The organism is Clavibacter sp. A6099, assembly GCF_021919125.1.
In the GTDB taxonomy this organism is placed as follows: domain Bacteria; phylum Actinomycetota; class Actinomycetes; order Actinomycetales; family Microbacteriaceae; genus Clavibacter; species Clavibacter seminis.
Map to the genome: position 1 here is coordinate 3,022,741 of NZ_CP083439.1, position 26,357 is coordinate 3,049,097.

The 26,357-nt window shown below is 73.1% G+C and carries 29 protein-coding genes and 1 tRNA gene; 18 read left to right on the plus strand and 12 right to left on the minus strand.

Annotation, left to right across the window (positions count from 1 at the left end; genetic code table 11):
* Positions 1-106 precede the first annotated feature (106 nt).
* Together KYT88_RS14300 and KYT88_RS14305 are read left to right on the plus strand one after the other, a co-directional pair.
* Positions 107-1,285: a sensor histidine kinase gene (locus KYT88_RS14300; protein ID WP_043583985.1), complete on the plus strand. Its 1,179-nt coding sequence runs from the start codon at positions 107-109 to the stop codon at positions 1,283-1,285.
* Complete coding sequence (locus KYT88_RS14305) at positions 1,282-1,902, plus strand: response regulator (RefSeq protein WP_043583983.1); 621 nt, start codon at positions 1,282-1,284, stop codon at positions 1,900-1,902. The genes KYT88_RS14300 and KYT88_RS14305 overlap by 4 nt, the downstream gene beginning before the upstream one ends.
* A 109-nt stretch (positions 1,903-2,011) precedes the next feature.
* Here KYT88_RS14305 and KYT88_RS14310 read toward each other — a convergent pair.
* Both KYT88_RS14310 and KYT88_RS14315 read right to left on the minus strand, forming a co-directional pair.
* Positions 2,012-2,101: transfer RNA gene (locus tag KYT88_RS14310), tRNA-Ser, on the minus strand.
* A 55-nt stretch (positions 2,102-2,156) separates the two neighbouring features.
* Positions 2,157-2,738: a hypothetical protein gene (locus KYT88_RS14315; RefSeq protein WP_043583981.1), complete on the minus strand. Its 582-nt coding sequence runs from the start codon at positions 2,736-2,738 to the stop codon at positions 2,157-2,159.
* 168 nt (positions 2,739-2,906) lie between these two features.
* Here KYT88_RS14315 and KYT88_RS14320 point away from each other — a divergent pair, with 168 nt between their 5' ends.
* Positions 2,907-3,548, plus strand: coding sequence for an HAD family hydrolase (locus KYT88_RS14320; protein ID WP_043583979.1), 642 nt, complete (start codon positions 2,907-2,909; stop codon positions 3,546-3,548).
* Positions 3,549-3,602: 54 nt separating this feature from the next.
* Here KYT88_RS14320 and KYT88_RS14325 read toward each other — a convergent pair whose 3' ends face one another.
* Positions 3,603-4,331 carry a GAF and ANTAR domain-containing protein gene (locus KYT88_RS14325; RefSeq protein WP_043583977.1) on the minus strand — a complete coding sequence of 243 codons (729 nt, stop codon included), beginning with the start codon at positions 4,329-4,331 and terminating at the stop codon, positions 3,603-3,605.
* A 126-nt stretch (positions 4,332-4,457) separates the two neighbouring features.
* Here KYT88_RS14325 and KYT88_RS14330 point away from each other — a divergent pair, with 126 nt between their 5' ends.
* From KYT88_RS14330 to KYT88_RS14375, 10 genes are all read left to right on the plus strand, one after another.
* Complete coding sequence (locus tag KYT88_RS14330; RefSeq protein WP_051629226.1) at positions 4,458-5,195, plus strand: NADPH-dependent F420 reductase; 738 nt, start codon at positions 4,458-4,460, stop codon at positions 5,193-5,195.
* A 9-nt stretch (positions 5,196-5,204) separates the two neighbouring features.
* Positions 5,205-6,005, plus strand: coding sequence for a sulfite exporter TauE/SafE family protein (locus tag KYT88_RS14335; RefSeq protein ID WP_043583974.1), 801 nt, complete (start codon positions 5,205-5,207; stop codon positions 6,003-6,005).
* Between the two features lie 133 nt (positions 6,006-6,138).
* Positions 6,139-6,792: a hypothetical protein gene (locus KYT88_RS14340; protein ID WP_043583972.1), complete on the plus strand. Its 654-nt coding sequence runs from the start codon at positions 6,139-6,141 to the stop codon at positions 6,790-6,792.
* A 37-nt stretch (positions 6,793-6,829) separates the two neighbouring features.
* On the plus strand, positions 6,830-7,354 hold the full coding sequence (locus KYT88_RS14345; RefSeq protein ID WP_043583970.1) for a putative immunity protein: 525 nt from the start codon (positions 6,830-6,832) through the stop codon (positions 7,352-7,354).
* Positions 7,355-7,670: 316 nt separating this feature from the next.
* Positions 7,671-7,775 (plus strand): K(+)-transporting ATPase subunit F, encoded by a 105-nt coding sequence (gene kdpF / locus KYT88_RS14350; protein WP_043583966.1) that lies wholly within the window; start codon positions 7,671-7,673, stop codon positions 7,773-7,775.
* On the plus strand, positions 7,775-9,451 hold the full coding sequence (gene kdpA, locus KYT88_RS14355; RefSeq protein ID WP_043583964.1) for a potassium-transporting ATPase subunit KdpA: 1,677 nt from the start codon (positions 7,775-7,777) through the stop codon (positions 9,449-9,451). Before kdpF ends, kdpA begins: the two co-directional genes overlap by 1 nt.
* Positions 9,448-11,598, plus strand: a complete 2,151-nt coding sequence (gene kdpB / locus KYT88_RS14360) for a potassium-transporting ATPase subunit KdpB (RefSeq protein WP_043583962.1) — start codon at positions 9,448-9,450, stop codon at positions 11,596-11,598. The genes kdpA and kdpB overlap by 4 nt, the downstream gene beginning before the upstream one ends.
* Before the next feature lie 52 nt (positions 11,599-11,650).
* Positions 11,651-12,259, plus strand: coding sequence for a potassium-transporting ATPase subunit KdpC (gene kdpC, locus KYT88_RS14365; RefSeq protein ID WP_043583959.1), 609 nt, complete (start codon positions 11,651-11,653; stop codon positions 12,257-12,259).
* 32 nt (positions 12,260-12,291) lie between these two features.
* Positions 12,292-14,883, plus strand: coding sequence for a DUF4118 domain-containing protein (locus KYT88_RS14370; RefSeq protein ID WP_051629225.1), 2,592 nt, complete (start codon positions 12,292-12,294; stop codon positions 14,881-14,883).
* Positions 14,880-15,584, plus strand: a complete 705-nt coding sequence (locus KYT88_RS14375) for a response regulator (RefSeq protein ID WP_043583957.1) — start codon at positions 14,880-14,882, stop codon at positions 15,582-15,584. Before KYT88_RS14370 ends, KYT88_RS14375 begins: the two co-directional genes overlap by 4 nt.
* Positions 15,585-15,599: 15 nt before the next feature.
* Here KYT88_RS14375 and KYT88_RS14380 read toward each other — a convergent pair whose 3' ends face one another.
* Entirely contained in the window at positions 15,600-16,097 is a 498-nt protein-coding gene (locus KYT88_RS14380) for a hypothetical protein (RefSeq protein WP_043583955.1), read from the minus strand.
* A gap of 19 nt (positions 16,098-16,116) precedes the next feature.
* Positions 16,117-17,115: a hypothetical protein gene (locus KYT88_RS14385; protein ID WP_147362347.1), complete on the minus strand. Its 999-nt coding sequence runs from the start codon at positions 17,113-17,115 to the stop codon at positions 16,117-16,119.
* A gap of 278 nt (positions 17,116-17,393) precedes the next feature.
* Here KYT88_RS14385 and KYT88_RS14390 point away from each other — a divergent pair, with 278 nt between their 5' ends.
* From KYT88_RS14390 to radA, 5 genes are all read left to right on the plus strand, one after another.
* The gene (locus KYT88_RS14390) at positions 17,394-18,161 is read left to right on the plus strand and encodes an SGNH/GDSL hydrolase family protein (protein WP_043583953.1); all 768 of its coding nucleotides are present in this window, start codon (positions 17,394-17,396) and stop codon (positions 18,159-18,161) included.
* A gap of 63 nt (positions 18,162-18,224) precedes the next feature.
* The gene (locus tag KYT88_RS14395) at positions 18,225-18,767 is read left to right on the plus strand and encodes an RDD family protein (protein WP_043583952.1); all 543 of its coding nucleotides are present in this window, start codon (positions 18,225-18,227) and stop codon (positions 18,765-18,767) included.
* Positions 18,768-18,793: 26 nt separating this feature from the next.
* A complete protein-coding gene (locus KYT88_RS14400; RefSeq protein ID WP_043583950.1) occupies positions 18,794-19,153 on the plus strand; it encodes a hypothetical protein in 360 nt (119 codons plus the stop codon).
* Positions 19,154-19,278: 125 nt separating this feature from the next.
* Positions 19,279-20,115 (plus strand): ABC transporter permease subunit, encoded by an 837-nt coding sequence (locus KYT88_RS14405; protein WP_051629223.1) that lies wholly within the window; start codon positions 19,279-19,281, stop codon positions 20,113-20,115.
* Positions 20,116-20,162: 47 nt separating this feature from the next.
* Positions 20,163-21,524 (plus strand): DNA repair protein RadA, encoded by a 1,362-nt coding sequence (radA, locus tag KYT88_RS14410; RefSeq protein ID WP_041464337.1) that lies wholly within the window; start codon positions 20,163-20,165, stop codon positions 21,522-21,524.
* 45 nt (positions 21,525-21,569) lie between these two features.
* Here radA and KYT88_RS14415 read toward each other — a convergent pair whose 3' ends face one another.
* From KYT88_RS14415 to KYT88_RS14445, 7 genes are all read right to left on the minus strand, one after another.
* Complete coding sequence (locus tag KYT88_RS14415; protein WP_043583949.1) at positions 21,570-21,884, minus strand: ArsR/SmtB family transcription factor; 315 nt, start codon at positions 21,882-21,884, stop codon at positions 21,570-21,572.
* A gap of 112 nt (positions 21,885-21,996) precedes the next feature.
* Complete coding sequence (locus KYT88_RS14420) at positions 21,997-22,155, minus strand: hypothetical protein (protein WP_043583948.1); 159 nt, start codon at positions 22,153-22,155, stop codon at positions 21,997-21,999.
* A 108-nt stretch (positions 22,156-22,263) separates the two neighbouring features.
* On the minus strand, positions 22,264-22,935 hold the full coding sequence (locus KYT88_RS14425) for a hypothetical protein (protein WP_043584220.1): 672 nt from the start codon (positions 22,933-22,935) through the stop codon (positions 22,264-22,266).
* Positions 22,936-23,033: 98 nt separating this feature from the next.
* The gene (locus KYT88_RS14430; protein WP_012039452.1) at positions 23,034-23,576 is read right to left on the minus strand and encodes an amino-acid N-acetyltransferase; all 543 of its coding nucleotides are present in this window, start codon (positions 23,574-23,576) and stop codon (positions 23,034-23,036) included.
* 51 nt (positions 23,577-23,627) lie between these two features.
* Positions 23,628-23,873, minus strand: a complete 246-nt coding sequence (locus KYT88_RS14435) for a membrane protein (protein ID WP_043583946.1) — start codon at positions 23,871-23,873, stop codon at positions 23,628-23,630.
* 3 nt (positions 23,874-23,876) lie between these two features.
* Positions 23,877-25,463, minus strand: a complete 1,587-nt coding sequence (locus tag KYT88_RS14440) for a sensor histidine kinase (protein WP_051629243.1) — start codon at positions 25,461-25,463, stop codon at positions 23,877-23,879.
* A gap of 86 nt (positions 25,464-25,549) precedes the next feature.
* Entirely contained in the window at positions 25,550-26,323 is a 774-nt protein-coding gene (locus KYT88_RS14445) for a response regulator transcription factor (RefSeq protein ID WP_012039455.1), read from the minus strand.
* Positions 26,324-26,357: the final 34 nt, after the last annotated feature.

Consider the following 26,357-nt stretch of genomic DNA (forward strand, 5'->3'; position numbering starts at 1 on the left):
CAGCCTCGCCGTCGGGCTCCCCGCATCCATCGGGGAGAGGTTCGCTCCCTGCTTCCCACTTTCGATTGATCCGCGCGGGCCGTCGCCGCCGTACGCTCCAGGGGACATGGCCCACAGCACCCTCTCCCCCGTGTTCGTGGGGCTCCGCACCGGACTGCACGTGCTCGTCGCCGCGCTGCTCGCGCTCGTGGTCGTGCGCGTGCTCGTCGCGGACTCGCCGCGCACGGCGGCCGCGCTCGCGCTGGCCGCCGCGTTCGCGGTGCTCTACCTGCTCGGCGCCCGCGTGCGCATGGTGCGCGAGTCGCGCCGGGCCGCGGTCGGGGCCGTGTGGATCACCGCGCTCACCGCCGCGTGGATCGCCCTCCTCGTGCTCGTGCCGGATGCGGCCTACCTCGTCTTCCCGCTCTTCTTCCTCTACCTGCACGCCCTGCCGCGCGCCGCGGGACCGATCGCTGTGGTCGTCGCGACCCTCGTCGCGGTGGTGGCGCTCGGGCTGCACGGCGGATTCACGATCGGCGGCGTGATCGGCCCGCTCGTCGGCGCGGGCGTGGCCCTGCTCATCGGCCTCGGCTACCGGGCGCTCGCGCGCGAGTCGGCGGAGCGGGAGGCGCTCCTCGCGGAGCTCATCGCCACGCGCGACCTCCTCGCCGCGACCGAGCGGGAGCAGGGGGTGCTGACGGAGCGCGCCCGGCTCGCCCGGGAGATCCACGACACCGTCGCGCAGGGCCTCAGCAGCATCCAGATGCTGCTGCACGCGGCGGAGGCGGCCGACGGCGACCGGCCGGGCCTCGACCACATCCGCCTGGCGCGGGCGACCGCGGCCGACGGGCTCGCCGACACGCGCCGCTTCATCCGGGAGCTCGCGCCGCCCTCGCTCGACGCGGGGCTCGCCGCGGCGCTCGGCCGGCTGAGCGCGCAGTGGCACCGGGAGGGACTCCGCATCGACGTCGCCGTGCCACCGCTCGAGTCGCGGCTGCCGATGGACGTGCAGACGGCCCTGCTGCGCATCGCGCAGGGCGCGGTGGCGAACGTCGCGCAGCACGCCGACGCGAGCGTCGTGGAGATCGGCCTCGCGGTCACGGCCACGCACGCGACGCTCACGGTGCGCGACGACGGCGTGGGCTTCGACCCGGCCCGGGTGGGCGCGGATGCCGGCGCCTCCGACTCGTTCGGCCTCCGCGCCATGGCGCAGCGCGTCGACCAGCTCGGCGGCAGCCTCGACGTCGACAGCGCGCCCGGCCAGGGCACCACCATCACCGCGATCCTGGGGGTCGAGCCGTCGTGATCCGCATCGTCATCGCCGACGACCACCCCGTGGTCCGCGCGGGCCTCCACGCCGTCCTCGACGCCGCGGCCGACATCGACGTGATCGGGGAGGCGGCCACGCCCGCCGAGGCCGTCGCGCTCGCGGCGTCCCAGGATCCCGACCTCGTGCTGATGGACCTCCAGTTCGGCCAGGAGCGCACCGGCGCCGACGCGACGCGACAGATCCGGGCGGCGGAGGCCGCGCCCTACGTGCTGATCCTCACCAACTACGACAGCGACGGCGACATCCTCAGCGCCGTCGAGGCGGGCGCCAGCGGCTACCTCCTCAAGGACGCGCCGCCCGCGGAGCTGCTCGCGGCGGTGCGCGCGGCCGCCGCCGGCGAGAGCGCGCTGGCGCCCGCGGTGGCGAGCCGCCTCCTCGCCCGGATGCGCGCCCCGCGCGTGAGCCTGTCGTCGCGCGAGATCGAGGTGCTGCGGCTGGTCGCCGACGGCGCCTCCAACACCGACGTCGCCGCGCGCCTGCACATCACCGACGCCACCGTGAAGTCGCACCTCGTGCACGTCTTCTCGAAGCTCGGCGTGAGCTCGCGCACGGGCGCGGTGGCGGCGGCGCGGGAGATGGGCGTGCTGCGCTGAGGCGGGCGCCCACCTCGCGACGACCCCCACCGACGACGAAGGGCCCCGGTCTCCCGGGGCCCTTCTCGCGGATCTCCGGCTGCGCGCGAGGCGCGGTGCCGGATCCATCTGGCGGTGGCGGTGGGATTTGAACCCACGGTGGAGTCTCCCCCACACACGCTTTCGAGGCGTGCTCCTTAGGCCGCTCGGACACGCCACCGGGATCGAGTGTAGTACAGGGCGACGCCGCGGCCGCACGGGCGGGCGGCCGCGGATCAGCGCACGTGCGCCAGCGCGCGCACGACGACGGGCGCCTCGACGCGCACCGGGACGGGCGCGATGCGGGCCGCGCACGGGAGCGTCACGGGCGTCGACGCATCGACCACGCGGATCCCCCGCACCTCCACCGCGGCCGGCACGGGCACCGCGATGAGGTCGCCTGCCGCGAGGTCCGCGGGCAGCCGGACGGCCTGGCCGCCGACCTCCGCGGGGCGCGCCGCGGCGGTGGACGCCCGGCCGATGAGCCGCGCCTCCGCCCACGCGCAGGCGAGGCCGGCGACGTCCGCGTCCACGAGGAGGGCGCGCGGGGACCCGTCGGTCGCGGGGGCGACGGCGAGGATCCGCAGCACGACCGCCGAGGCCGACGCCGTCCGCGACGCCCGCCCGCTGCTGCCCCGCTCGACGGCGGCCGCCGTGGACGTGCAGGGCGTGCCGCGCTCCGCGGCGAGCGCGACGAGCGACACGTCGCCGACGCGCAGGTCGGTCGTGGTGGCGACGGTGCCGGCGGGCCAGAGGGCGGCGGCGAGCGGATCCGGGATGCTGCGGCGGAGCGACGGGAGGATCGCGGTGAGGGTCATGGCAGCAGGTCTACCCCCGCGGACGGCGGCGGGAGCCGGCCCTCACGGAAGCCGTGCGGCGGGGGCCGCGACCCTCACGGGATCCGCACGGGCGTGGACGCCGCGGGCGCCCCGGGCGCGCAGCGGGCATGCTCGAGGGATCCCATCCGCTCGTCCCGAAGGAGACCCGTGCCCGAGAACCGCGCCCCCTCCCTGCCCTGGCTCCTCTTCGACATCGGCGGCGTGCTCATCACCCGGCCGGACGACATCGGCGCGCTGACCCGCGCGCTGGACCCCGCGGGAGTCACGGGCGAGGACGCGGAGGAGCGCGTCCGCGCGGCCTTCGACGCGCACCGCGAGGCGTACGACCGCGGTGGCAGCGCCCGGGACTTCTGGGATGCGGTCGCCCGGGACGCCGACGCTCCCGTCCCCACGGACGACGGGCTCGCGGAGCTCGTCGCGATCGAGCAGCGCCGGTGGGGATCCCCCGACGATGCGACGCTCGCCGCCCTGGATCGCGCCATCGCCGCCGGGTACCGGCTCGCGATCCTCTCCAACGCGCCGCACGAGCTCGCCGACGTGCTCGAGGACCCCGCGGGCTGGGGCGCGCGCTTCGACGTGGTGCTGGTGAGCGCCCGGATCGGCATGGCCAAGCCCGACGCCGACGTCTGGCCGCTCGCCGTCGAGCGCCTCGACAGCCCGGCCGACCGGATCGTCTTCGTCGACGACAAGTCCGCGAACGTCGACGCGGCCCGCGCCGCCGACATCCACGCCCACGTGTGGGAGGACCTCGGGACGCTCGACTGGATCCTCGCCGGCACGCTCGCCTGACGCGGCGACGCGCCGAGCCCGGCCGCCCCGCCGAGCCCGGACCGGGCCCGGACCCTAGGGCCGCGCGGACGCCGGGATCGTCAGCCGACCCGCCACGATGCCCGCCGCGACGACGTGCATCGCCGTGCTGGTGCCGCGCGCTTCGCGGCGGATGAGCTGGAACGCCTGGTCCATGTCGACGCCGTGCGTGTGCGCGATGACCCCCTTGGCCTGCTCGATCACCACGCGGCTGTCGAGCGCGTGGCGGAGCTGGTCGTGCACGACGGTGCTGTCGCGGATCGTCCGCTCCTGCAGCACGCTGATCGTCGCGACGTCGGCGAGCGCCTGCGCGGCCGTCGCGTCGGCCCCGTTAAGCGCGCCCTCGTGGTCGCGGAAGAGGTTGAGCGATCCGATGACCTGCCCGCGCAGCCGCAGCGGGATGGCGTGCACCGACACGTACCCGGCGCCCGCGGCCTGCTCCGCGAAGGCCGGCCAGCGGTGGGCGATCTCGCGCACGTCGGCGACGGACACGACCCGGCCGGTGGTCACGGCCTCGACGCACGGGCCCTCGCCGACCTCGAGCTGCATCAGCCCGACGAGACGGCTCTTCTCGCTCGTCGACGCGACGACCTCGAGGTGCTGGGCGTCCGGCCCGATGATGATGCCGGACGCGCTCGCGTCGAACAGCAGCGTGGCCTGGTCGACCAGCGTCTGGAGGAGCTCGAGCACGTCGAAGTCGCTCACGAGCGAGTCCGCGAGGCTCACGAAGGTGTGGACGAGCAGCTCTTCCCGGGTCTCCGGCATCGTCGTGCTCCTCTGGGTCGATCGAGCGGGTGGACGTCGCGGCGCGGGTGCGGCCGTCCCCCGTCCCACTCTGCCCCCGCGGCTCCTCGGCGGCTAGGAGAGCGCGGCGGAGGGGATGATGGGGGCATGACGCAGTCCCCCGAGGCCCCCGACCGCCGCGACGACGACGGGGCACCGGGATCCGGCGGATCCGCGGACCGGGCGACCGTGGGGATCCTCGGCGCCGGCAAGGTCGGCACCGTCCTCGCCCGCCGCGCGATCGCCGCCGGGCACGAGGTGCTCATCTCGGGCTCGGGGGATCCGTCGCGCATCGCCCTCATCGTCGACGTGCTCGCGCCGGGCGCCGTCGCCACCACCTCGGCGGACGCGGCGGCGCGCGCCGACGTCGTGATCCTCGCGCTCCCCCTCGGCAAGCTGCCCTCGGTGCCCGTCGCCGAGCTCGCCGGGAAGCTCGTGGTCGACGCCATGAACTACTGGTGGGAGGTCGACGGCCACCGCGACGACCTCGCGAATCCCGCCTCCTCCACGAGCGAGCTCGTGCAGGACTTCCTTCCCGACTCGACGGTCGTCAAGGCCTTCAACCACATGGGGTACCACGACCTCGACGAGGGACCCCGTCCGTCCGGCGAGCCCGGCCGCAAGGGCATTGCGGTCGCGGGCGACGACGACCGGGCGCGCGCGACGGTGGCCGCCCTCGTCGACGCGTTCGGCTTCGACCCCGTCGACATCGGCCCGCTGGCTGCCGGCCGCGTGCTCGAGCCCGGCCGCTCGCTCTTCGGCGTGAACGTGGACGCCGACGAGATCCGCCGCCTGGTCGCGCTCGAGTCGGCGGACGCGCGCTCCGCCTCCCCCACCGCCGAGTAGCGGGCGCGCATGGACATCGGCGGCTCCCTCGGCGAGATCACGCTCACGGTCGCGCTGCTGATGATCCTGGCGGCGCTTGCAGCCGGCTGGATCGACGCGGTAGTCGGCGGTGGCGGCCTGCTGCAGCTGCCGGCGCTGCTGCTCGTGCCGGGGATCACGCCCGTGGAGGCGCTCGCGACCAACAAGCTCGCGTCGCTGTTCGGCACGTCGACGAGCGCGGTCACCTGGTACCGGCGCACGCACCCGGATCTCCGCACCGCCCTGCCCATGGCGGCCGTCGCGCTGGCCGGGAGCTACGGCGGCGCGAGCCTCGCGGCGCTGCTGCCGTCGTCGGTGTTCAAGCCGCTGGTGGTGGTGGCGCTGATCATCGTGGCCGTCGTCACGATCGCCCGCCCGCGGCTCGGCGACGTCGCCGCGCTCCGCCACACGGGCCGGAAGCACCACGGGATCGCGGCGCTGCTCGGCGTGGTGATCGGCTTCTACGACGGCCTCATCGGACCGGGCACCGGCACGTTCCTGATCATCGCGCTCATCACCGCCCTCGGCTACGACTTCGTGCTCGCGAGCGCCAAGGCGAAGATCGTCAACGTCGCGACCAACCTCGGCGCCCTCGCGTTCTTCATCCCGCAGGGCCACGTGCTCTGGGCGCTCGCGCTCGGCATGGGCGTGGCGAACATGGTCGGCGGCTACGCGGGATCCCGCATGGCGGTCGCCCGCGGCAGCCGCTTCATCCGCATCGCGTTCATCGTGGTGGTCGCGGTGCTCATCGTGAAGGTGGGGTCGGACGTGGTGGCGGAGTGGGGCGCGTGACCCGCGCCGCTGCCGTCGACCCGCATCGATGCGCCCCGATCGCGGGTCTGGTCGTGCGGACGACGCGCCCGTAGCGTCGCCGGAGGAGGCGCACCGTCGGCGAGCGCACCCGGCCGACGAGGGAGGATCCCGCATGCACCGCATCGGATCGGCGCTGCTGGTGGTCGCCCTGGGCGCGACGGCCGTGGGTGGGCTGGCGCTCGCCACCACCCCGCGTCCGGACGCCCTGTCGCCGCAGGCCGCCGCGGCCCCTCCTGGGACGGCGGATCCCACGCCGTCGCCCTCCGAGCCGCCGACGCCCGCACCGGCAGCGAGCTCCGTCGATCTGTCGGCGGGCTGGCGGGGCCCGGTGAACAGCGTCCTCGCGGGCATCATGGAGGACTTCCCGGACGACGTCACCGAGGCGTGGCTCGAAGGGGATGTGCCGACCGTGGCGTCCTCCGGCGCCGCACCCGCCGAGGTCGTCGAGCGGCTGCGCGCGCTGGAGCGTCCCTACGACGTGCAGGAGGGCCTGGGGATCTCGAGCGTCGAGCTCAACCAGGTGGTCCGCGCCCTGAGCGAGCGCACCCTGGCAGTCGCCCCCGATCGCACCTTCGCCATCAGCGCCATGGTGCGCGACCGCGCGTTCACGGTGGACATCGGCGCATCCTCCTCCGACGACGCCTCCGACCTGCGCCTGGATGTCGACGAGCTCGAGGACCGCATCCGCGCCGGCATCCCGGCCGCCGACCTCGCGGGGTTCGACGTCGTCGTCACGGTCGACCCGCGCTTCACGATCGGGCACTGACGAGTCGCCGGCCAGGCTCTCGCAAGGGATCCCCCGCATGCCCATCCTCCCGAAGGAACGCGACCCCGCCCTCATCACCGTGCGCCGCGGCGGCACGCTGACCGACGACGACCACCGGCTGCTCGCGCTGTGGGCGATCGCCTGCGCGGAGCACGTGCGGCCGCTGTTCGAGGCGGAGCGGCCAGACGACCCGATCCTCCGCGTGACGCTGGACATCGCGCGCGGCTGGGTCCGCGGCGAGGTGCCGATGAAGGAGGCGCACCAGCAGTCGTTCCGGGCGAACGCGGCCGGGAAGGGGCTGCCGGATCCGGCGCGGTTCGCGGCGCTCGCTGCGGGTCAGGCGGTGGCGGTCGCGCACGTCGCGGCGCACGACCTCGGAGCTGCGGCCTACGCGATCCGCGCGGCGAGCGCCGCCGCTCCGCCCGCCGAGCGGGACGCCGCCCTCGCCACCGAGCGCGCCTGGCAGCGCGAGCGGATCCCGGCCCACCTCCGCGCCGCCGTCCTCGCCGACCAGCGCGCCCGCACCGCCATCTGCTGGGGCGTCTTTGACGACCTCTCCTGACCCTCGACCGACCTCCGATCCCGCGGCGGCCTTCCCGCCTCCGCGCCGGGCGAGCGGCCTCCGCACCGTCCCGCCGATCCGCCGCGTAGGAGTGTCGTGAGGTTCCCCGCCGCCCCGTGAGGGAACCGTATGGATGCGTGAGGACGCCCGCGCGCGAGGTGTCTAGTGGTCCCTCGTGCCCCCGACGGGCACCCGCGTCCGACCGGCCGCGGCATCCCTCAACGGAGGATCCCCCAGTGCTCGACCTCGTGTACATCGCAGGCGCCATCGTCCTGTTCGCCCTCGTCGCCGTCGTCGGCCGAGGAGTGGAGAAGCTGTGATCACCTCGTTCGCCGACGCCGCCGGCCTCGCCGCCGCCGTGCTCGGCATCGCCTCCGTGGTGTACCTCGTGTACGCCCTCGTCCGCCCCGAGAAGTTCTGATGGACACGCTCGCCGGAATCCTCCAGGTCGCGTCCGTCGTCCTGGTCCTCGTCCTCATCCACCGCCCCCTGGGCGACCTCATGGCGCGCATGTACGAGTCGCGCCATGACTCCCGCGTCGAGCGCGGCATCTACCGCGTCATCGGCGTGGATCCCCGCTCCGAGCAGACCTGGCCCGCCTACCTCCGCGCGGTGCTCGCGTTCTCGCTCGTCGGCGTCCTCGTCGTCTACGGGCTGCAGCGCCTCCAGGCGTTCCTCCCCTACGCGCTCGGCCTCCCCGCCGTGCCCGAGGGCCTGTCCTTCAACACGGCCGTGTCGTTCGTCACCAACACGAACTGGCAGTCGTACTCGCCCGAGGCGGTGATGGGCTACACGGTCCAGCTGGCCGGCCTCGCGGTGCAGAACTTCGTCTCGGCGGCGGTCGGCATGGCGGTGGCCATCGCGCTCGTCCGCGGCTTCGCCCGCACCCGCAGCGGCACCATCGGCAACATGTGGGTCGACCTGCTCCGCGGATCGCTCCGCCTGCTGCTCCCCCTGTCGCTCGTCATCGCGGTGGTCCTCATCGCCGGCGGCGTCATCCAGAACTTCGCCGGCTTCCAGGACGTGGCCACCATCACGGGCGGCACGCAGACGATCCCGGGCGGGCCAGTGGCCTCGCAGGAGGCCATCAAGATCCTCGGCACGAACGGCGGCGGGTTCTTCAACGCGAACTCCGCGCACCCGTTCGAGAACCCGACGGCCTGGACGAGCGCGTTCCAGGTGATCCTGATGCTCGCGATCCCGTTCTCGCTCCCCCGTACCTTCGGCAAGATGGTCGGCGACACCCGCCAGGGCATCGCGATCGTCGCCGTGATGGCCACGATCTTCGTCGTCTCCCTCACCGCGCTCACGATCTTCGAGCTGAACGGCCAGGGCACGGCCCCGATGGCCGCAGGCGGCGCGATGGAGGGCAAGGAGCAGCGCTTCGGCATCATCGGCTCGACGCTCTACGGCACCGCCTCCACGCTCACCTCCACGGGCGCGGTCAACTCCATGCACGACTCGTACACGGCGCTCGGCGGCATGATGCCGATGCTCAACATGATGCTCGGCGAGGTCGCCCCCGGCGGTACCGGCTCGGGCCTCTACGGCATGCTCATCCTCGCCGTGATCTCCGTGTTCGTCGCGGGCCTCCTCGTCGGCCGCACGCCCGAGTACCTCGGCAAGAAGATCGGGCCGCGCGAGATCAAGCTCGCGAGCCTCTACATCCTCGTCACGCCGACGCTCGTGCTCCTCGGCACCGCGCTGAGCTTCGCGATCCCGGCCGTCCGCGAGGACGTCGAGGGCACCTCGATCCTCAACAGCGGCCTGCACGGCCTCTCCGAGGTCGTCTACGCGTTCACCTCGGCGGCCAACAACAACGGATCCGCGTTCGCCGGCCTCACCGCGAACACCCCGTGGTTCAACACGGCGCTCGGCGTCGCGATGCTGCTCGGGCGGTTCCTCCCGATCGTGTTCGTGCTGGCGCTCGCCGGATCCCTCGCGGCGCAGGACCGCATCCCCACCACATCGGGGACCCTGCCCACCCATCGGCCGCAGTTCGTCGGCCTCCTCATCGGGGTGACGGTCATCGTGACCGCTCTCACCTACTTCCCCGTTCTCGCGCTGGGTCCCCTGGCGGAAGGGCTCGCATCATGACCGTCCTGACCACCCCCGAGGCCCCGGCCGCACCGGCTCCCGCCTCCCGCGCCCGGGCCATCGACGCCCGGCAGCTCGCCGAGGCGCTCCCCGGGGCGTTCCGGAAGCTCGACCCGCGTCTCATGTGGAAGAACCCCGTGATGATGATCGTCGAGGTCGGCGCCGCCTTCACCACGATCCTGGCCATCGCCGAGCCGTTCACGGGCGGCGCCGGATCCTCCGGCGGCAGCGCCGTGCCCGCGACCTTCACGGCCGGCATCGCCCTGTGGCTCTGGCTCACCGTCGTCTTCGCGAACCTCGCGGAGTCGGTGGCCGAGGGCCGCGGGAAGGCGCAGGCCGACAGCCTCCGCAAGACCCGCACCAGCACCATGGCGCGCGTCGTCGCGTCGTATGACGCCTCCGGCGATCCCGGCGCCCAGCGCGCCGAGCTCCGCGAGGTCTCGAGCGCCGACCTCACCCTCGGCGACACGGTCGTCGTGGTCGCCGGGGAGTCGATCCCGGGCGACGGCGACGTCGTGTGGGGCATCGCCTCCATCGACGAGTCGGCCATCACGGGCGAGTCGGCCCCGGTGGTCCGCGAGTCCGGCGGCGACCGCAGCGCGGTCACGGGCGGTACGCGAGTGCTCAGCGACCGGATCGTCGTGCGCATCACCTCGAAGCCCGGCGAGACCTTCGTCGATCGCATGATCGGCCTGGTCGAGGGCGCGTCGCGCCAGCGCACGCCGAACGAGATCGCGCTCAACATCCTGCTCGCGAGCCTCACCATCGTGTTCGTGATCGTGGCGCTCACGCTCAACCCGATCGCCTCGTACTCGGCGGCGACCGTGAGCGTGCCGGTGCTCATCGCGCTGCTCGTCTGCCTGATCCCCACCACCATCGGCGCGCTCCTCTCGGCCATCGGCATCGCCGGCATGGACCGGCTCGTGCAGCGCAACGTGCTCGCGATGTCGGGCCGCGCGGTCGAGGCGGCGGGCGACGTCACCACGCTGCTGCTCGACAAGACCGGCACCATCACCTACGGCAACCGCCGCGCCAGCGAGCTGATCCCTGTGGGCGGCGTGACGGGCGACGAGCTCGCCCGCGCCGCGGCCATGTCGTCGCTCGCGGACCCGACGCCGGAGGGATCCAGCGTCGTCGACCTCGCGGTCGCGCAGGGCGTGGACACCGCGACGCTGCCCCGCGGCGTCGACGTGCCCTTCACCGCCCAGACCCGGATGTCGGGCGTCGACCTGCCCGACGGCCGCATCGTCCGCAAGGGCGCGTCGTCCGCCGTGTTCGCCTGGATCGAGGAGGGCGGCCGCGCGCTGCCGAAGCTCGTCCGCGACGAGCTCACGCGCACCGTGGAGGCCGTCTCCAACGGCGGCGGCACCCCGCTCGTCGTCGCGACGAAGGACGCCGACGGATCCGGCCGCGTGCTCGGCGTCGTGCACCTCAAGGACGTCGTCAAGGACGGCCTCAAGGAGCGCTTCGCGGAGCTGCGCGCCATGGGCATCCGCACCGTGATGATCACGGGCGACAACCCGCTGACCGCCCGCGCCATCGCCGCCGAGGCCGGGGTGGACGACCACCTCGCCGAGGCGACGCCCGAGGACAAGCTCGCGCTCATCCGCAAGGAGCAGGAGGGCGGCCGCCTGGTCGCCATGACCGGCGACGGCACCAACGACGCGCCCGCGCTCGCGCAGGCCGACGTCGGCGTCGCGATGAACACGGGCACGTCGGCCGCGAAGGAGGCCGGCAACATGGTCGACCTCGACTCGGACCCGACCAAGCTCATCGACATCGTGCGGATCGGCAAGCAGCTGCTCATCACCCGCGGCGCGCTCACCACGTTCTCCATCGCGAACGACGTGGCGAAGTACTTCGCGATCATCCCCGCGATGTTCACGGGCGTCTTCCCGCAGCTCGCGGTGCTCAACGTGATGCAGCTGCACTCGCCGGCGTCCGCGATCCTCTCGGCGATCATCTTCAACGCGCTGATCATCGTGGCGCTCATCCCGCTGGCCCTGAAGGGCGTGGCCTACCGGCCGCTCAGCGCCTCCAAGGTGCTCAGCCGGAACCTGCTCGTCTACGGGGTCGGCGGCGTGATCGCGCCGTTCATCGGCATCAAGCTCGTCGACCTCGTCGTCAGCCTGATCCCCGGCTTCTGATCCCCTCCTCCCCGAAACACCCAGAGCACGAAAAGCACAGAGAAGGAAGCGCATGTCCTCCCCCCGCCAGTCCCTCCGCACCGCCGGCGTCGCCGTCCGCGCGATGGCCGTCCTCACCGTCGTCCTCGGCGTCGGCTACACGGCCGTCGTCACGGGCATCGGCCAGCTCGCGCTCCCCGCGCAGGCGGACGGCTCGCTCGTCTCCTCCGGCGGCCAGGTCGTCGGATCCTCGCTGATCGGCCAGTCCTTCCAGGACTCCGACGGCGACGCCCTCCCGGAGTGGTTCCAGTCCCGGCCCTCGGCCGCGGGCGACGGCTACGACGGCACCTCGTCCAGCGGCAGCAACCTCGGCCCCGAGAACGACGACCTCGTGTCGTCCATCGCGGACCGGAAGGCCGCCATCGCGGAGTCCGACGGCGTGGATCCGAGCACCATCCCGGCCGACGCGCTCACCGCGTCCGCGTCGGGGCTCGATCCTCACATCAGCCCGGAATACGCTCGGGAGCAGGTGTCGCGCATAGCCTCGGCCCGGGGCATCCCCGAGCAGCAGGTCGAGCGCCTCGTCGACGAGCACGTGCAGGGCCGCGACCTCGGCTACCTCGGGGAGCCGACCGTGAACGTGCTCGAGCTGAACATCGCGCTCGCCGGCCTCGGCGGCTGACGCCCGCACCACGCGGGCAAGGAAGAGATGACATGAAGCGCGGTCGACTGCGGGTGCTGCTGGGAGCGGCGCCGGGCGTGGGCAAGACCTACGCCATGCTCGAGGAGGGCAGGCGGCTGCGCGACGAGGGCGCCGACGTGGTGGTCGCGGTCGTGGAGACCCACGGCCGCGCCGCCACGGCGGCGATGCTCGAGGGGCTGGAGATCCTGCCCCGGCGCGAGGTGTCGCACCGCGGGGTGGAGATCACCGACCTCGACGTGGACGCGGTCATCGCCCGCCGCCCGACCATCGCGCTGGTCGACGAGCTCGCCCACACGAACGCCCCCGGCGGCCGATCCGAGAAGCGCTGGCAGGACGTGGACCTCATCCGCGACGCCGGCATCGACGTGATCTCCACCGTCAACATCCAGCACATCGCGTCGCTCAACGACGTGGTCGAGAAGATCACCGGCGTGCCGCAGCGCGAGACGATCCCCGACCGCGTGCTCCGCGAGGCGCACCAGATCGAGGTCATCGACCTGGCGCCCGAGGCCCTGCGCGACCGGCTCGCCGGCGGGCGCGTGTACCCGGCCGAGCGGATCGACGCGGCCCTCTCCCACTACTTCCGCCTCGGCAACCTCACCGCCCTCCGCGAGCTCGCGCTCCTCTGGCTCGCGGACGAGGTCGACACCGCGCTCGCCGCCTACCGCGACGAGAAGGGGATCGACGCCCGATGGGAGGCCCGCGAGCGCGTGGTCGTGGCGCTCACCGGCGGCCCCGAGGGCGAGACGCTCCTCCGCCGCGGCGCCCGGATCGCGGCCCGCTCGGCCGGCGGCGAGCTCATGGCCGTGCACGTCTCCAGCCAGGACGGCCTGCGCTCCGGCAGCCCCGAGGCGCTCGCCAGCCAGCGCGCGCTCGTCGACTCGCTGGGAGGCAGCTACCACCAGGTCGTCGGCGACGACATCCCGCGCGCGCTCGTCGAGTTCGCGCGCGCGTCCAACGCCACGCAGCTCGTGCTCGGCGTCAGCCGCCGCAGCCGGCTCGCCGCCGCGGCGACCGGGCCGGGCATCGGCGCCACGGTGATCCGCGAGTCCGGCGACATCGACGTGCACATCGTCACGCACGCGGCCGCCGGCGGGCGCTTCCGGCTGCCGCGGATCCGGGGCGGCGCGCTCAGCATGCGGCGCCGGATCCTCGGCGGGCTCCTCGCGCTCGTCGGCGGCCCGCTGCTCACCTGGCTGCTCTCGGCCACGCGCTCGGACGACTCCATCACGAGCGACGTGCTCTCGTACCAGCTGCTCGTGGTGCTCGTCGCGCTCGTCGGCGGGATCTGGCCGGCCCTGTTCGCGGCCGTGCTCTCCGGATTCACGCTCGACTACTTCTTCATCGACCCGCTGTACACGATCACCGTCGACGAGCCGCTGCACCTGCTCGCGCTCGTGCTCTACGTGGTCATCGCGCTGCTCGTCAGCTGGATCGTCGACCAGGCCGCCCGCCGCACCCGCCTCGCCCGCCGCGCGGTCGCCGAGGCCGAGCTGCTGGCGACGGTCTCCGGATCCGTGCTCCGCGGCGAGGGCGCCGTGCACGCGCTCGTCAGCCGAACCCGCGAGGCGTTCGGCCTGCAGGGCGTGAAGCTCGTCGACCGCGACGAGACGATCGCGTGGGACGGCGTTGTCACCGGCGGCGCATCGACCGACGTGCCCGTGGGATCCCGCGGCGTGCTCACCCTCTACGGCGACGACCTCGAGGCGTCCGGCCGCCGCCTCCTCCGGGTCATCGCCGCCCAGCTCGACGCCGCGCTCGAGCACCGCGACCTCTCCGACACCGCGCGCGAGGTCGGCCCGCTCGCCCAGACCGACCGCGTGCGCACCGCCCTGCTCTCGGCCGTCAGCCACGACCTGCGCCGCCCGCTCAGCGCCGCGACCGCCGCCGTCACCGCCCTCCGCTCCCCCGGCATGACCTGGGCCGACGGCGACCGCGATGAGCTGCTCGCCACCGCGGAGGAGAGCCTCGGCACGCTCGCCGACCTCGTCACCGACCTCCTCGACGTGAGCCGCGTGCAGGCCGGCGTGCTCGGCGTGCGGCTCATGGACGTCGACCTCGACGACGTCGTGTTGGCCGCCCTCGACGAGCTCGACCTCGGCCCCGCCGACGCCGTGCTCGACCTCGCGCCCGACCTGCCCGGCGCGGTCGCGGATCCGGGCCTCCTCCAGCGGGTGGTCGTCAACCTGCTGAGCAACGCCGTGCGGCACGCGCCCGACGGCGTGCCCGTGCGGCTCAGCACGAGCGCGTTCGCGGAGTCGGTGGAGATCCGCGTGGTGGACCACGGACCGGGCGTCGCGCCCGAGCGCCGCGACGACATGTTCGTGCCGTTCCAGCGCCTCGGCGACACCGACAACGCATCCGGCCTCGGCCTCGGCCTCGCGCTCTCGAAGGGCTTCACCGAGGGGATGGGCGGCACGCTCACCGCCGAGGACACCCCCGGCGGCGGGCTCACGATGGTGGTCGCGCTGCCGGTGTGCCGCGGGAGCGCGGAGCCGGATGCGGATGCGGATGCGGGCGTCGAAGCTCCCGCCGCGACCGCGCCGTCCGCCGCGTCCTTGGCAGCCTCCCCCGCCGCCGCGTCCTCGGAGGTCTCCGCGTGAAGATCCTCATCGCCGACGACGACCAGCAGATCCTGCGGGCCCTGCGGATCACCCTCACGAGCCTCGGCTACGACATCGTCACCGCGGAGGACGGCGCCGCCGCCATCCGCGCGGCCGTCGCCGAGAAGCCCGACCTCTACATGATCGACCTCGGCATGCCGCGGCTCGACGGCGTCGAGGTGATCCAGGCGCTCCGGCTCTGGTCGACCGCGCCGATCCTCGTGGTCTCCGGCCGCTCCGGCGCCGCCGACAAGGTCGAGGCCCTCGACGCGGGCGCCGACGACTACGTCACGAAGCCGTTCTCCATCGACGAGCTGCTCGCCCGGATCCGCGCCCTCGGCCGTCGCGCCGCCGCCGACGAGGACCGCTCGGCCACCGTGTCGTTCGCCGACGTGACGGTCGACCTCGCCGCCCGCGTCGTCACCCGCGCCGACCAGCGCGTGCGCCTCACCCCCACGGAGTGGCAGGTGCTCGAGCTGCTCGTGCGCAACCCCGACCGGCTCGTCTCCCGCCAGACCCTCCTCACCGAGATCTGGGGCCCGACGCACGTGAACGACAGCGGCTACCTGCGCCTCTACGTGGCGCAGCTCCGCAAGAAGCTCGAGCCGGATCCGTCGCACCCGCGGCACCTGCTCACGGATCCCGGGATGGGGTACCGGTTCGTGCCGGCGGGCGCGGGGCGGGCGCCGGAGGAGGCGTAGGGGCGCACCCGCGTCTCAGCGGTGGGAGCGGATGGCCGCCGTACGCGTGCTCACGGCACGAGCGCGGCGTGCGCTGACGAGGAAGCCTATGAGGCCGACGACGATCGCGACGAGGCCCGCGTTGCGGACGGGCGCCGTGATCATGTCCATCCAGACGACCCCCTCCAGTGGGTGCACTCGCTCCAGAGCAGAACTCATCATCGCCTCGGGCCCGACAGCCGCACTGGCCGTCGATCCGATCACGATCACCACCAGCCACCAGCTCGCTGTCGCCCCGGCCACGCGGCCACCCATGCGCGACGCGACTGCGTACGCGACCACCGCGATCGCGAGCCACACGATCGTGACCACCGCGATCGCTGCCGCGCTTCCCCCGTCCGATATCAGCCGAGCGTAGGTGCCTGACAGGCTCGGGGGCACTGAGAGGGGCGCGAGCACGAACGTCCCGGCTAGGACGGCGACGACCACGGAAAGCTGCAGGACAGCCATCGTCCTTCTCAGACTCACGCTCATGCGTCCAGTGTGACGCACGTCACCAGTTGCATGTCGCGCTCAACGGCGACATCCCGATCCGGCTACGCCAATTGGGATTGGAAGGTCGATTGAGTTCGAGGTCATAGGTACCCCACTCAGCCATTCCACCCAGCACGTGACATTCCCACTGCTGGTAGAGCGTGCTGTGCCAACGACCAGATGTGTAGTAGTTGAAATCCCTGTTGAGTATGTTCCATCCACTCACCAGGAACTGACCCGCATTCGTTGCCAGATCGAATCTCCCCATCGCCGAGATGCTCACGGACAGCTGATTCGAGGAGTATGCGCTGTTGTAATTGAGCCAAGCCCAATTGAAGATGCTCCAGGAGTACTCGGGATCTGCGACGACCGGATACTGGACGTCGGCAGTGCGGTGCTCGACGACCTGCACCAGCGCAGTCCCTCGCACTTCGAACCTCGTGCTCACCCTCTCACCACCCGCGTCCACAGCCCACGGTGCCTCGAAGGACCCGAAAGGTGCACCCTGATCATCGACGAGGACAACAGCACCCCGGTCGTCTTGCACGAGCGAAGTTCCCGAGGGCACGTCCAGTTCGTAGACGATGTCGGTCGGCGCCGAAGGCGATGAGATGACGGACGCGATCTGCACGGACCCGCTCGACTTGACGACAGGGACGTAGGACAGGTCCTCAGAAGCCTTCGCCGAGGTCACTCCCGGCATCAACGTCGTCGTCGATGCCGCTGGCCCGACCGGCAGGTTGATGGCGATACGAGGCCCGTCATCGGGGTCCACGACGACTCGCTCCCCGTTCGGCTGCACGGCCACAGTCGCCGCACCCGTCCTCACCCCGCCATTGTCATCCTGCACGGCGACCTCTGTCAGCACTCTGTTCGCGACAGGTAGATTTGTATCGGCTTCACGCAATGCACCGAGCACCATCCCCTCGTCCGACGCAGGTGCCGGAAGGTCGTGGAGAGCAAGCAGCAGGACGAGCGAAGATGCGGACAATCCCGCGCGGGTCAGCAGTCTGGGCATCCGGTGGCTCATTCCTCTTGTCGTCAACCAGTACCTCAATCATCTCGGCAGGTACGGCGTTGCAGGAGTCGGCTCATGTGACGACTCGACTCCGCGACCGTTCGGCGGACAATGCAATTGAGATGCGCAAGCACTGAGTTGCTCCGCAATGGCGCGGTGTGCTGCTCTGGACCAGAGCCGGAGAGGGGGACATCGCGCGGCCACACCGAGTGCAACGGCATTCGGAGACGTCGCGCACGGCCAGCCGGCACCCGGATCCACGCGCGTATGCTCCCGAGGTGCCCCCGAGAACCACCCGCCCCGCCGCCCTCATCGCCTCCGTCACCGCCGCGCTCGGCGGCCTCGCCGCCGCGGCCCTCGTGCTGCCGCGCCGGTTCGAGGCCGGTCGCCGCCGCCGGGCCGTGAGCGTCAACGAGACGCTCCCCGTGAACTCCGCCTGGTGGCGCGAGCACGCGAAGCTCGAGGGCGATCTCCTCTACGTGGCGCTCGGCGACTCGACCGCGCAGGGCATCGGGGCGAGCCGCCCTAGCAACGGCTACGTCGGGATCCTCGCCGACCGGATCCGCGCCCTCAGCGGCCGCACGGTCCGCACCGTCAATCTCAGCGTGTCGGGCGCCCGCGCCGCCGACCTCGTCGAGCACCAGCTCCCGCGACTCGCGAAGCTGCAGCCCGACGTGGTGACCCTGGCGATCGGCGCGAACGACATCCTCGCGTTCGAGCCGGTCGCGTTCGAGCACGACCTCGGCCGAATCCTCGACGCCGTCCCGCCGACCACCGTCGTCGCCGACCTGCCGTGCTTCCACTTCCCGACGAGCGAGCGCAAGGTGCGGGTCGCGAACGAGATCGTCCGCCGCCTCGCCACCGACCGCGGCCTCCGCATCGCCCCGCTGCATCGCATCACCCGCCGCCAGACGGCCGTGCTCGCGATCACCCAGGCCGCGGGCGACCTCTTCCACCCGAACGACCGCGGCTACCGCGTCTGGGCGAGCGCCTTCCTGCCCTTCCTCCCGGCGACGGTGCGGGCGCTGGAGGTGTCGGGGCGCTGACGCGCTCGCGTGGCACCGGCCCGCGTCCCGGGCGGGCGCGGCGCGGTGGATAGGGTCGCGAGCATGACCCGCCACCCCGGCGACCGCCTCCTGGCCGTCCTCATCGACTGGCTGTTCATGTGCGTGTGGATCGGGCTGGTCGCGGCCGTCACGGTGCCCCTCCTCCTCGTCGGTGCCACCGCATCGCTCCCGACCGTCGCGGAGAACGCGGTAGCCGCGCTGGTGACCGTGGTGCCGATCACGATCGCGCTGGCCGTGATGGAGTCCGGCCCGCGCCAGTCGACGCCCGGCAAGCGCGCGCGGCGACTGGTGGTGCGGGATGCCCGCACCGGCGACGCGCTCCCCTTCCGCCGTGCGCTCCTCCGCAACGCCGTGAAGATCGCGCTGCCATGGATTCTCGGGCACGCGGCCGTGTACGCGATCGTCGGCGCGAGCGGCGGTGCGACCGGTCCGGCCGGCTCCCTCCCGCCGGGCGTGGAGGCCGTGACGGCGATCGCGTACGTCCTCCCGACGATCTGGCTCGTGACCCTCCTCATCGGCTCCGGGCGGACGCCGTACGACTTGATCGCGGGTGCGGTCGTCGCCCGGCCCGCGCCTCGCGCCTGACCCGACCCCGTCCCTAGGGTGGATCCATGGCCGACGAAACCCCCGAAGCCCGCCCCACCGGCACCCTCTGGATGGTGCTCGGGCTCGTCTCGGGGGCTCTGCTCGTCACCTCGTCGCTCGTCTCGCCCTGGATCTCCGCGGCCGCCTTCGCCCTGTCCGTCTTCATGTACGTGCGCGTCCGCGGCCGCGACCGGGCCCTCGCGCCCCCGCCGACCGGCACGCTCTGGTTCGTGGTCACGCTGATCATCGGCGCCCTGCTCGTGACGGGCACCTTCGATCCGCCGTGGGTCGGCGTGGCCGCCCTCGCGGCCTCCGTGCTCCTCTACATCCGGGCGATGATCCGACTCCTGGCCAATCCGGCGTCGGACCCGGATCCCGGCGACTGATCCGGCGCGGTCGCGCCTGATGTCCCCGGGTGCCGGAACGCGACCGGCGCCCGGCACCCCCGGCCCACCCGCTCGGCACCGCCGCAAGACGCGGCGGGGCGCACCCCGTCCGTAGCGTCGGCCGCATGATCCCGACCACTGGAACCTCCCGTCGATCGCACGCCGCCCGCGTCCCCCGGCGCACCCGAGTCACCTTCCGCCGCGCGACGCACGCGGAGCTCCTCAAGCTCGCGACGCTCCGTTCCATCCGCTGGACCGTCGCGCTGGTCGTGCTCGCCGGCGTCGGCATCAGCGTGGCGGCGTCGCTCGTGGCGAACCCGCTGCCCGCCGGCGCCTCGTCGTCGATGGCGGATGCGGGCACGGCCGCGATCCTCACGACTCCCCTGCTGCTCAGCCAGATCGTGGTCGGCGTGCTCGGCGTCCTCGCAATGGGCTCCGAGCACTCCAGCGGCACGATCGCCTCCACCCTCGCCGCGGTGCCGAACCGGCTCGAAGCGCTCGCCGCGAAGGCGCTCGCGGTCGCGCTGGTCGCATTCGGACTCGGCGTGATCCCCGGCCTCGCCGCCTACCTGCTCACGCTCGGCACGCGCACCGACCTCGGCTACGACGGCAGCCTCGCGTCGTGGGGCGTGCTCGGGCCGCTGCTCGGATCCGGCGCGTACCTCGCGATGATCGCCCTCCTCGGCCTGGCGCTCGCGACCCTGATGCGCAGCGGCGTGGCGGCGATCACCGCCCTCGTCGCCATCCAGCTCGTGCTGCCCCAGCTCGTCGGACTGCTCCCCGACATCGGCAGCGTCGCCGCCTACGACATCCTGCTCACCACCGCCGGCCGGACCCTCACGGGCACGACCGGGAGCATCACCCCGCCGCCGGTGACGCTCCTCGAGGTCGCGACCGTCGCGGCGTGGATCCTCATCCCGGCGACCGCCGCGGCCGTCCTGTTCCAGCGCCGCGACGCCTGACGCCGACCCGCCCGCCCATGTCGGTGCCCGCCGGTAGAGTCCCCCGCATGGCCCGCATCCACTCCACGTACCGCTGCTCGGAGTGCGGGTGGACGACCCCGAAGTGGGTCGGCCGGTGCGCCGAGTGCCAGAGCTGGAACACCGTCGCCGAGGTGTCGCAGACGCCGGCCGCGGCCGGCCGCGTCACCACGCTCACGCCCGCCGGATCCAGCCAGGCGCGGTCGATCATGCACGTCGGCACCGCGTCGGCCAGCCACATGCCGAGCGGCGTCGGCGAGCTCGACCGCGTGCTCGGCGGCGGCATCGTGCCGGGCGCCGCCATCCTCATGAGCGGCGAGCCCGGCGTCGGCAAGTCCACCCTGCTGCTCGAGGTCGCGGCGCGCGCCGCCGCGAAGGGCGCGAAGGTCCTCTACGTCACGGCCGAGGAGTCGGTCGCGCAGGTGCGCATGCGCGCCGAGCGCACGGGCGGGCTGCAGGAGTCGCTCATGATCGCGGCCGAGACCGACCTCGGCACGATCCTCGGCCACATCGAGCAGGTGGCGCCCGACCTCCTCATCGTCGACTCCGTGCAGACCGTCTCCAGCAGCACCTCCGACGGCCTGCCCGGCCACCCCGGCCAGGTGCGCGAGGTCGCCGTCACGCTCATCCGCGTCTGCAAGGAGCGCGACCTCCCGCTGCTGCTGGTCGGCCACGTCACGAAGGACGGATCCATCGCCGGCCCGCGGCTCCTCGAGCACCTGGTCGACGTGGTCTGCCAGTTCGAGGGCGACCGGCAGACGTCGCTGCGCTTCATCCGCGCGCTCAAGAACCGCTTCGGCCCCACCGACGAGGTCGGCTGCTTCGAGATGGCAGGCGACGGCATCGTCGAGGTGCCGGATCCCAGCGGCATGTTCCTCTCGCGCGGCGTCCACTCCGTCTCCGGCACCTGCGTCACCGTCGCGATGGAGGGCCGCCGCGCGCTCCCCGTGGAGGTGCAGGCGCTCGTCGTCGACACGAAGGCGCCGCAGCCGCGCCGCGTGGTCAACGGGGTGGATGCGTCCCGCGTCGCCATGCTCCTCGCGGTGCTCGAGAAGCGTGCCAACGTGCGGCTCTCGGATCGCGACGTGTACGTCTCCACGGTCGGCGGCGTGCGGCTCACCGAGCCGGCGGCCGATCTCGCCATCGCCGTCGCGCTCGTCTCCGCCGTGAACGGCAAGGCCATGCCGCACGACCTCGCGGCGTTCGGCGAGATCAGCCTGGCGGGCGAGATCCGCGGCGTCACGTCGGCGCCGCAGCGCGCGGCGGAGGCCCGGCGGCTCGGCTTCACGCAGATCGTCGACGCCGAATGGGGGCCGCTGTTCTCCGCGCTCGGCCGCGCGTTCTCCCTCGCGAAGAGCGAGCGGGAGAAGGAGCTCGACGAGGCGTTCTGATCCGCGGGCCGCGACCCGGGCCGCCCGCCACCGCGGGCTCCGGGCTCAGCCCGCGTCGACGGATCCGCCGACGTTCTCGCGCACGTGCGCCACGGCGTCCTCCACCACGTGGGTCACGTGCGAATCCGCCACCTCGTAGCGGGCGATGCGCCCGTCGCGCTCCACGGTCACCAGACCCGCCGACCGCAGCACGCGCAGGTGCTGCGACACGAGCGGCTGCGAGAGGCCCGACTCGGCGACCAGCTCCGTCACGCTCATCTGCCGCGAGGCCAACAGCCCGATGAGGCCCAGGCGCGACGCCGATGACAGCGCCTTGAAGAGGTCGGCGGCCTGCTCGAAGCCGGGGGGTGGGTAGGTCACCTGGACGATCCTAGGGCGAGGCGGAGACGCGACCCGGCGCGGATACGGCGACGGGGACCCGGCCTCATGGCCTGGTCCCCGTCCCGATCGTCGCGCGTCGTCGCGCGATGGATCAGTGCTCGTCGTAGTGGTCGCCGTGCTCGGCGTGCTTGTGGCCGTCGTGGACGTAGTCGACGTGGTCCTCGTGCGTGACGGTCTCGTGACCGCAGTCGGTGCCGTGCTCGTGCTCGGCGACGGTGTGCTCGGCGTGGGTCTCGGTGGTGTCGGTCATGATGCGTCCTAACGTCGGTGGAGCACCAGGATGACAGACGCATGCATGGATTGCAATGAATGCATCCAATCAGGAACCATGATCATGTGCGCACGCGGGCGGCGCCGGTCAGTACAGCAGGAACGACTTCGGCTCGGCGCTCTTCACGCCGGCCACCTCGACCGAGAGCGTGTAGGTCGCGCCGCCCGCGGGCACGGCCGGACGCTGCTTCTCCTGGCACGTGGTGGTGGACGACCGCTGGCGCGACCACTCGAACGGCGACGACGTCTGCGGCGTGCGGGCCGCGAGCTCCACCTCGGCGTCCGCCGCGCCCGTCTGGCAGTCGGTCGACTTCCAGTAGACGTCGGATCCGCTCGAGATCGTGAACACCTGCGTGGTCGTCCCGAGGTTCGCGGTGCACGGCTCCATGCCCGTGTTCGTCACGGTGAAGGAGAGCTTGGGCAGCACGCCGGCCTTGTACGACGCGGCGTCGGTGACGGGGGTGACGGTCAGCTGGCCCGCGGCGCAGGATCCGTCGGCGTTCGTCTCCGTGCCGGCGCTCGCGCTCGGGCTCGGGCTGGGATCGGGGGCAGGTTCCGCGGCCGCGTCACCCGAGTCGCCGGCGGCGGCGTCCGCGCTGGGCGTCGCGCCGGGAGCTGCGGTCTCCGCCGTGCCGCGGCCGAGGTTGGAGACGATGATCACGACGACGGCGATCACGGCCACCACGACGAGCAGGGCGAGCAGGCGGCGACGGCGGTACACGGCCGCGGACGGGCGGCCTCCGGGCGAGGTCGAGGACATGACCACAGGCTACGGTCGGGTGCCCGCCGGGCCGGGTCGGCGCGCCCGCCGCTCGCGTCCCTCGGGGGATCCGGGGTCGCAGCGGCCAGATGCCGGGGTCAGAGCGCCTTGAGCATGCGCGTGTTGCCGAGGGTGTTCGGCTTCACGCGGGAGAGGTCGAGGAACTCGGCGATGCCCTCGTCGTGCGAGCGGAGCATCTCGTAGTAGATCTCCTGCGCGATGATCGACTCCGCGACCTCGTGGTACCCGTGGCGCGAGAAGAAGCCGACCTCGAAGGTCAGGCAGAACAGGCGGCTGAGGCCGAGCTCGCGGGCGTCGTCCTCGAGGCGCTCGAGCAGCGCGTGGCCGACGCCGGTGCCGCGCGTGTGCGGGGCGGCGGCGAGGGTGCGGATCTCGCCGAGGTCCTCCCACATCACGTGCAGCGCGCCGCAGCCGACGACCTCGCCGGACGCGTCGACCGCGACCCGGAACTCCTGCACGTTCTCGTAGAGCACCACGAGGTCCTTGCCGAGGAGGATCCCCTCCATCACGAGCGGCTCGACGAGCTGCTGGATCCGCGGCACGTCGCCGGTGCGCGCGCGTCGCACGCGGATGCCGGCGGCGGGCTCCACGGACTCGGCGGTGACTGGCTCTGCGCTCACGATGACGACCCTCTCGATCCGCGGCTCGGGCGCCCGGATCAGGGGTCCAGCCTAGCGACGGGCGGATCCCGCGTCCGGGGCGGGCGGCTCGGGATCGGTGCCGAGCCGCGCGATCATCCGCGGCGCGATCCACACGATCGCCACCACGCCGACCACCGCGCGCAGCCCGGCGAACACGAGCACCCACCAGCCGACCCCGTCGCCGCCGACGAGCAGCGCGATCCCGATGACGACGAGCGCCGCGTCCGCGACGAACGGCACGCGCAGCCAGAACATGAGGCGGCGGACGGGATCCATGGGTCAGCCGGCCGCGGGCGGGCCGGGCCGATCCGCGACGGGCGCACCCGACGGCGGCGCCCAGCGGTCGGTCGTGGTGCCGGCCGGCGCACCAGCCACGGCCCGCGCATCCACCGCCCGCCGCGTGACGGGCAGCCGCACCCCGAAGACCGTGCGGCCCGGCTCCGACTCCACCCACACCGCGCCGTGGTGCGCCGAGACGATGGCCTGCGCGATGGCGAGGCCGAGGCCCGTGCCGCCGGTGGAGCGGGCGCGGGATCCGTCGCCGCGCACGAAGCGCTCGAACAGGTTCTCCTGCAAGGCGGGCGGGATGCCGGGGCCGTCGTCGGTCACGCGGATGACGGCGTGCGCATCCGGACCCGCGCCCTGCACCGCGAGCGACGCGACCACGCGCGTGCCGGCCGGGGTGTGCGTGCGGGCGTTGGCGAGCAGGTTGACGACCACCTGTCGGAGTCGCGCGTCGTCGCCGGGGACGGTCACCGAGTCGTCGGGCAGGTCGAGGTCCCAGTCGTGGTCCGGGCCCGCCGCGCTCGCGTCGCCGACCGTGTCGAGGAGGATGCGCGTGAGGTCGACCGGATCCGACTCCAGCTCGCGTCCCTCGTCGAGGCGCGCGAGGAGCAGCAGGTCCTCGACGATGGTGGTCATCCGCACAGACTCCGACTCGATGCGCGACAGCGAGTGCGTCACGTCCTCGGGGAGCTGGTGGGGACCTCTACGGGTGAGCTCGGCGTATCCGCGGATGGAGGCGAGCGGCGTGCGCAGCTCGTGGCTCGCGTCCGAAACGAACCGCCGCACCTTCGCCTCGCTCGCCTGCCGCGACGACAGCGCCGCGGCGACGTGCCCGAGCAGGCCGTTGAGCGCGGCGCCCACGCGGCCGACCTCGGTGCGCTCGTCGGTGTCGGATGCGGGCACGCGTGCCTCGAGCGCGACGTCGCCGCGGTCCAGCTCCAGCGCGGCCACGTGGGTCGCCGTGTCGACGACCCGGTCGAGCGGCCGCAGGGCGCGCCGCACGATGAGGGTGCCGAGGAACGCGGCCAGCGCGAGCGTGAAGGCGGCGACCACGGTGATCACGAGGACGAGCTGCTCCACCACGTCGTCGGCGGGCTTCGTCGGCAGGCCGGTGACGATGGTCGCGCCCGAGGACGTGGTGCCGCCGACGAGCCGGTAGCTGCCGAGCGCGCCGCCGAGGTCGACCGTGCGCGGGATCCCGTCGGTCGGCACGCTCTGCAGCTGCTGGCTCTGGCGCTCGGTCAGCTCCACGGCGCCCGCGCCGCCGGGTTCGCCCTGCGCGGCGGAGCGGTCGGCGATGTACCCGCCGGAGACGACGCCGTCGATGATGGTCGCGCTGATCGTGCCGACCTGCTGCCCGAACGCGCCGAGGCCCCCGGGAGGCGCCCCGGGGAAGCTGCCGTAGCCGCCCGGATCCTGGTCGACGAAGCTCTGCGACCGCGCCGCCGTGGCCTGCAGCTGCTGGTCGACCTGCTGCATCAGCGATGCCCGCAGCGCCAGGATGCTCACCGCCCCGATGAGGATGCTCGCGAGCGCCAGCAGCCCCACCACGCTGAGGACGAGGCGGCGGCGCAGGGTCATGCCGCGCGCCGCCGCGGCCAGTCGTTCGCGCAGCGGCGGCGTGACCTGCGGCGGCGCATCCGGCGACGGGGCGACCTGCGGCTGGGTCACTCCGCGGCCTTGAGCATGTAGCCGCTGCCGCGCACCGTGTGGATCATCGGGTTCCGCCCGGCGTCGATCTTGCGGCGCAGGTAGGAGATGTAGATCTCGACCACGCTCGACTTGCCGCCGAAGTCGTAGCTCCACACCCGGTCGAGGATCTGCAGCTTGCTCAGCACGCGGCGCGGGTTGCGCATCAGGTAGCGCAGCAGCTCGAACTCGGTGGCGGTGAGCTCGATGGGGTCGCCGGCGCGCGCGACCTCGTGGCTGTCCTCGTCGAGCGTGAGGTCGCCGACGCGGATCACCGGGTCGACGCTGTCGCTCACCACGAGCGTCGAGCGGCGGATGAGGCCGCGCAGCCGGGCCACGACCTCCTCGAGGCTGAACGGCTTGGTGACGTAGTCGTCGCCGCCCGCGGTGAGGCCGGCGAGCCGGTCGTCGAGCGAGTCCTTCGCCGTGAGGAAGAGCACCGGGATGTCCTCGGCGTCGGCCCGCAGCCGCGAGAGCACCTGGAGGCCGTCGAGGTCCGGCAGCATGATGTCGAGCACCACGGCGTCGGGCTTGAACTCGCGGGCGGCGGCGAGCGCCTGGTGCCCGTTCTCGGCCGTGCGGATCTGCCAGCCCTCGTAGCGCAGCGCCATCTGGAGCAGGTCGGTGAGGGACGCCTCGTCGTCGACGACGAGCACCCGGATGGGCGACCCGTCGGCGCGCGTGAGGCGGGGCTGCGGGGCGGCGGCGGGCTGGAAGCCGGAGGGCGGGGTGGTGGTCACGGGATCCATCATCCGCATGTTCCTATGAACGAGCCATGAGACGGCC

Excerpts from the sequence above, each read along its gene's own strand:
- KYT88_RS14300 (WP_043583985.1), top strand. The coding sequence starts at position 107 with ATGGCCCACAGCACCCTCTCCCCCGTGTTCGTGGGGCTCCGCACCGGA.
- KYT88_RS14315 (WP_043583981.1), bottom strand. The coding sequence starts at position 2,738 with ATGACCCTCACCGCGATCCTCCCGTCGCTCCGCCGCAGCATCCCGGAT.
- KYT88_RS14325 (WP_043583977.1), bottom strand. The coding sequence starts at position 4,331 with ATGCCGGAGACCCGGGAAGAGCTGCTCGTCCACACCTTCGTGAGCCTC.
- KYT88_RS14330 (WP_051629226.1), top strand. The coding sequence starts at position 4,458 with ATGACGCAGTCCCCCGAGGCCCCCGACCGCCGCGACGACGACGGGGCA.
- KYT88_RS14335 (WP_043583974.1), top strand. The coding sequence starts at position 5,205 with ATGGACATCGGCGGCTCCCTCGGCGAGATCACGCTCACGGTCGCGCTG.
- KYT88_RS14340 (WP_043583972.1), top strand. The coding sequence starts at position 6,139 with ATGCACCGCATCGGATCGGCGCTGCTGGTGGTCGCCCTGGGCGCGACG.
- KYT88_RS14345 (WP_043583970.1), top strand. The coding sequence starts at position 6,830 with ATGCCCATCCTCCCGAAGGAACGCGACCCCGCCCTCATCACCGTGCGC.
- kdpA (WP_043583964.1), top strand. The coding sequence starts at position 7,775 with ATGGACACGCTCGCCGGAATCCTCCAGGTCGCGTCCGTCGTCCTGGTC.
- kdpB (WP_043583962.1), top strand. The coding sequence starts at position 9,448 with ATGACCGTCCTGACCACCCCCGAGGCCCCGGCCGCACCGGCTCCCGCC.
- kdpC (WP_043583959.1), top strand. The coding sequence starts at position 11,651 with ATGTCCTCCCCCCGCCAGTCCCTCCGCACCGCCGGCGTCGCCGTCCGC.
- KYT88_RS14370 (WP_051629225.1), top strand. The coding sequence starts at position 12,292 with ATGAAGCGCGGTCGACTGCGGGTGCTGCTGGGAGCGGCGCCGGGCGTG.
- KYT88_RS14380 (WP_043583955.1), bottom strand. The coding sequence starts at position 16,097 with ATGAGCGTGAGTCTGAGAAGGACGATGGCTGTCCTGCAGCTTTCCGTG.
- KYT88_RS14385 (WP_147362347.1), bottom strand. The coding sequence starts at position 17,115 with ATGCCCAGACTGCTGACCCGCGCGGGATTGTCCGCATCTTCGCTCGTC.
- KYT88_RS14395 (WP_043583952.1), top strand. The coding sequence starts at position 18,225 with ATGACCCGCCACCCCGGCGACCGCCTCCTGGCCGTCCTCATCGACTGG.
- KYT88_RS14400 (WP_043583950.1), top strand. The coding sequence starts at position 18,794 with ATGGCCGACGAAACCCCCGAAGCCCGCCCCACCGGCACCCTCTGGATG.
- KYT88_RS14405 (WP_051629223.1), top strand. The coding sequence starts at position 19,279 with ATGATCCCGACCACTGGAACCTCCCGTCGATCGCACGCCGCCCGCGTC.
- radA (WP_041464337.1), top strand. The coding sequence starts at position 20,163 with ATGGCCCGCATCCACTCCACGTACCGCTGCTCGGAGTGCGGGTGGACG.
- KYT88_RS14420 (WP_043583948.1), bottom strand. The coding sequence starts at position 22,155 with ATGACCGACACCACCGAGACCCACGCCGAGCACACCGTCGCCGAGCAC.
- KYT88_RS14425 (WP_043584220.1), bottom strand. The coding sequence starts at position 22,935 with ATGTCCTCGACCTCGCCCGGAGGCCGCCCGTCCGCGGCCGTGTACCGC.
- KYT88_RS14435 (WP_043583946.1), bottom strand. The coding sequence starts at position 23,873 with ATGGATCCCGTCCGCCGCCTCATGTTCTGGCTGCGCGTGCCGTTCGTC.
- KYT88_RS14440 (WP_051629243.1), bottom strand. The coding sequence starts at position 25,463 with ATGACCCTGCGCCGCCGCCTCGTCCTCAGCGTGGTGGGGCTGCTGGCG.
- KYT88_RS14445 (WP_012039455.1), bottom strand. The coding sequence starts at position 26,323 with ATGATGGATCCCGTGACCACCACCCCGCCCTCCGGCTTCCAGCCCGCC.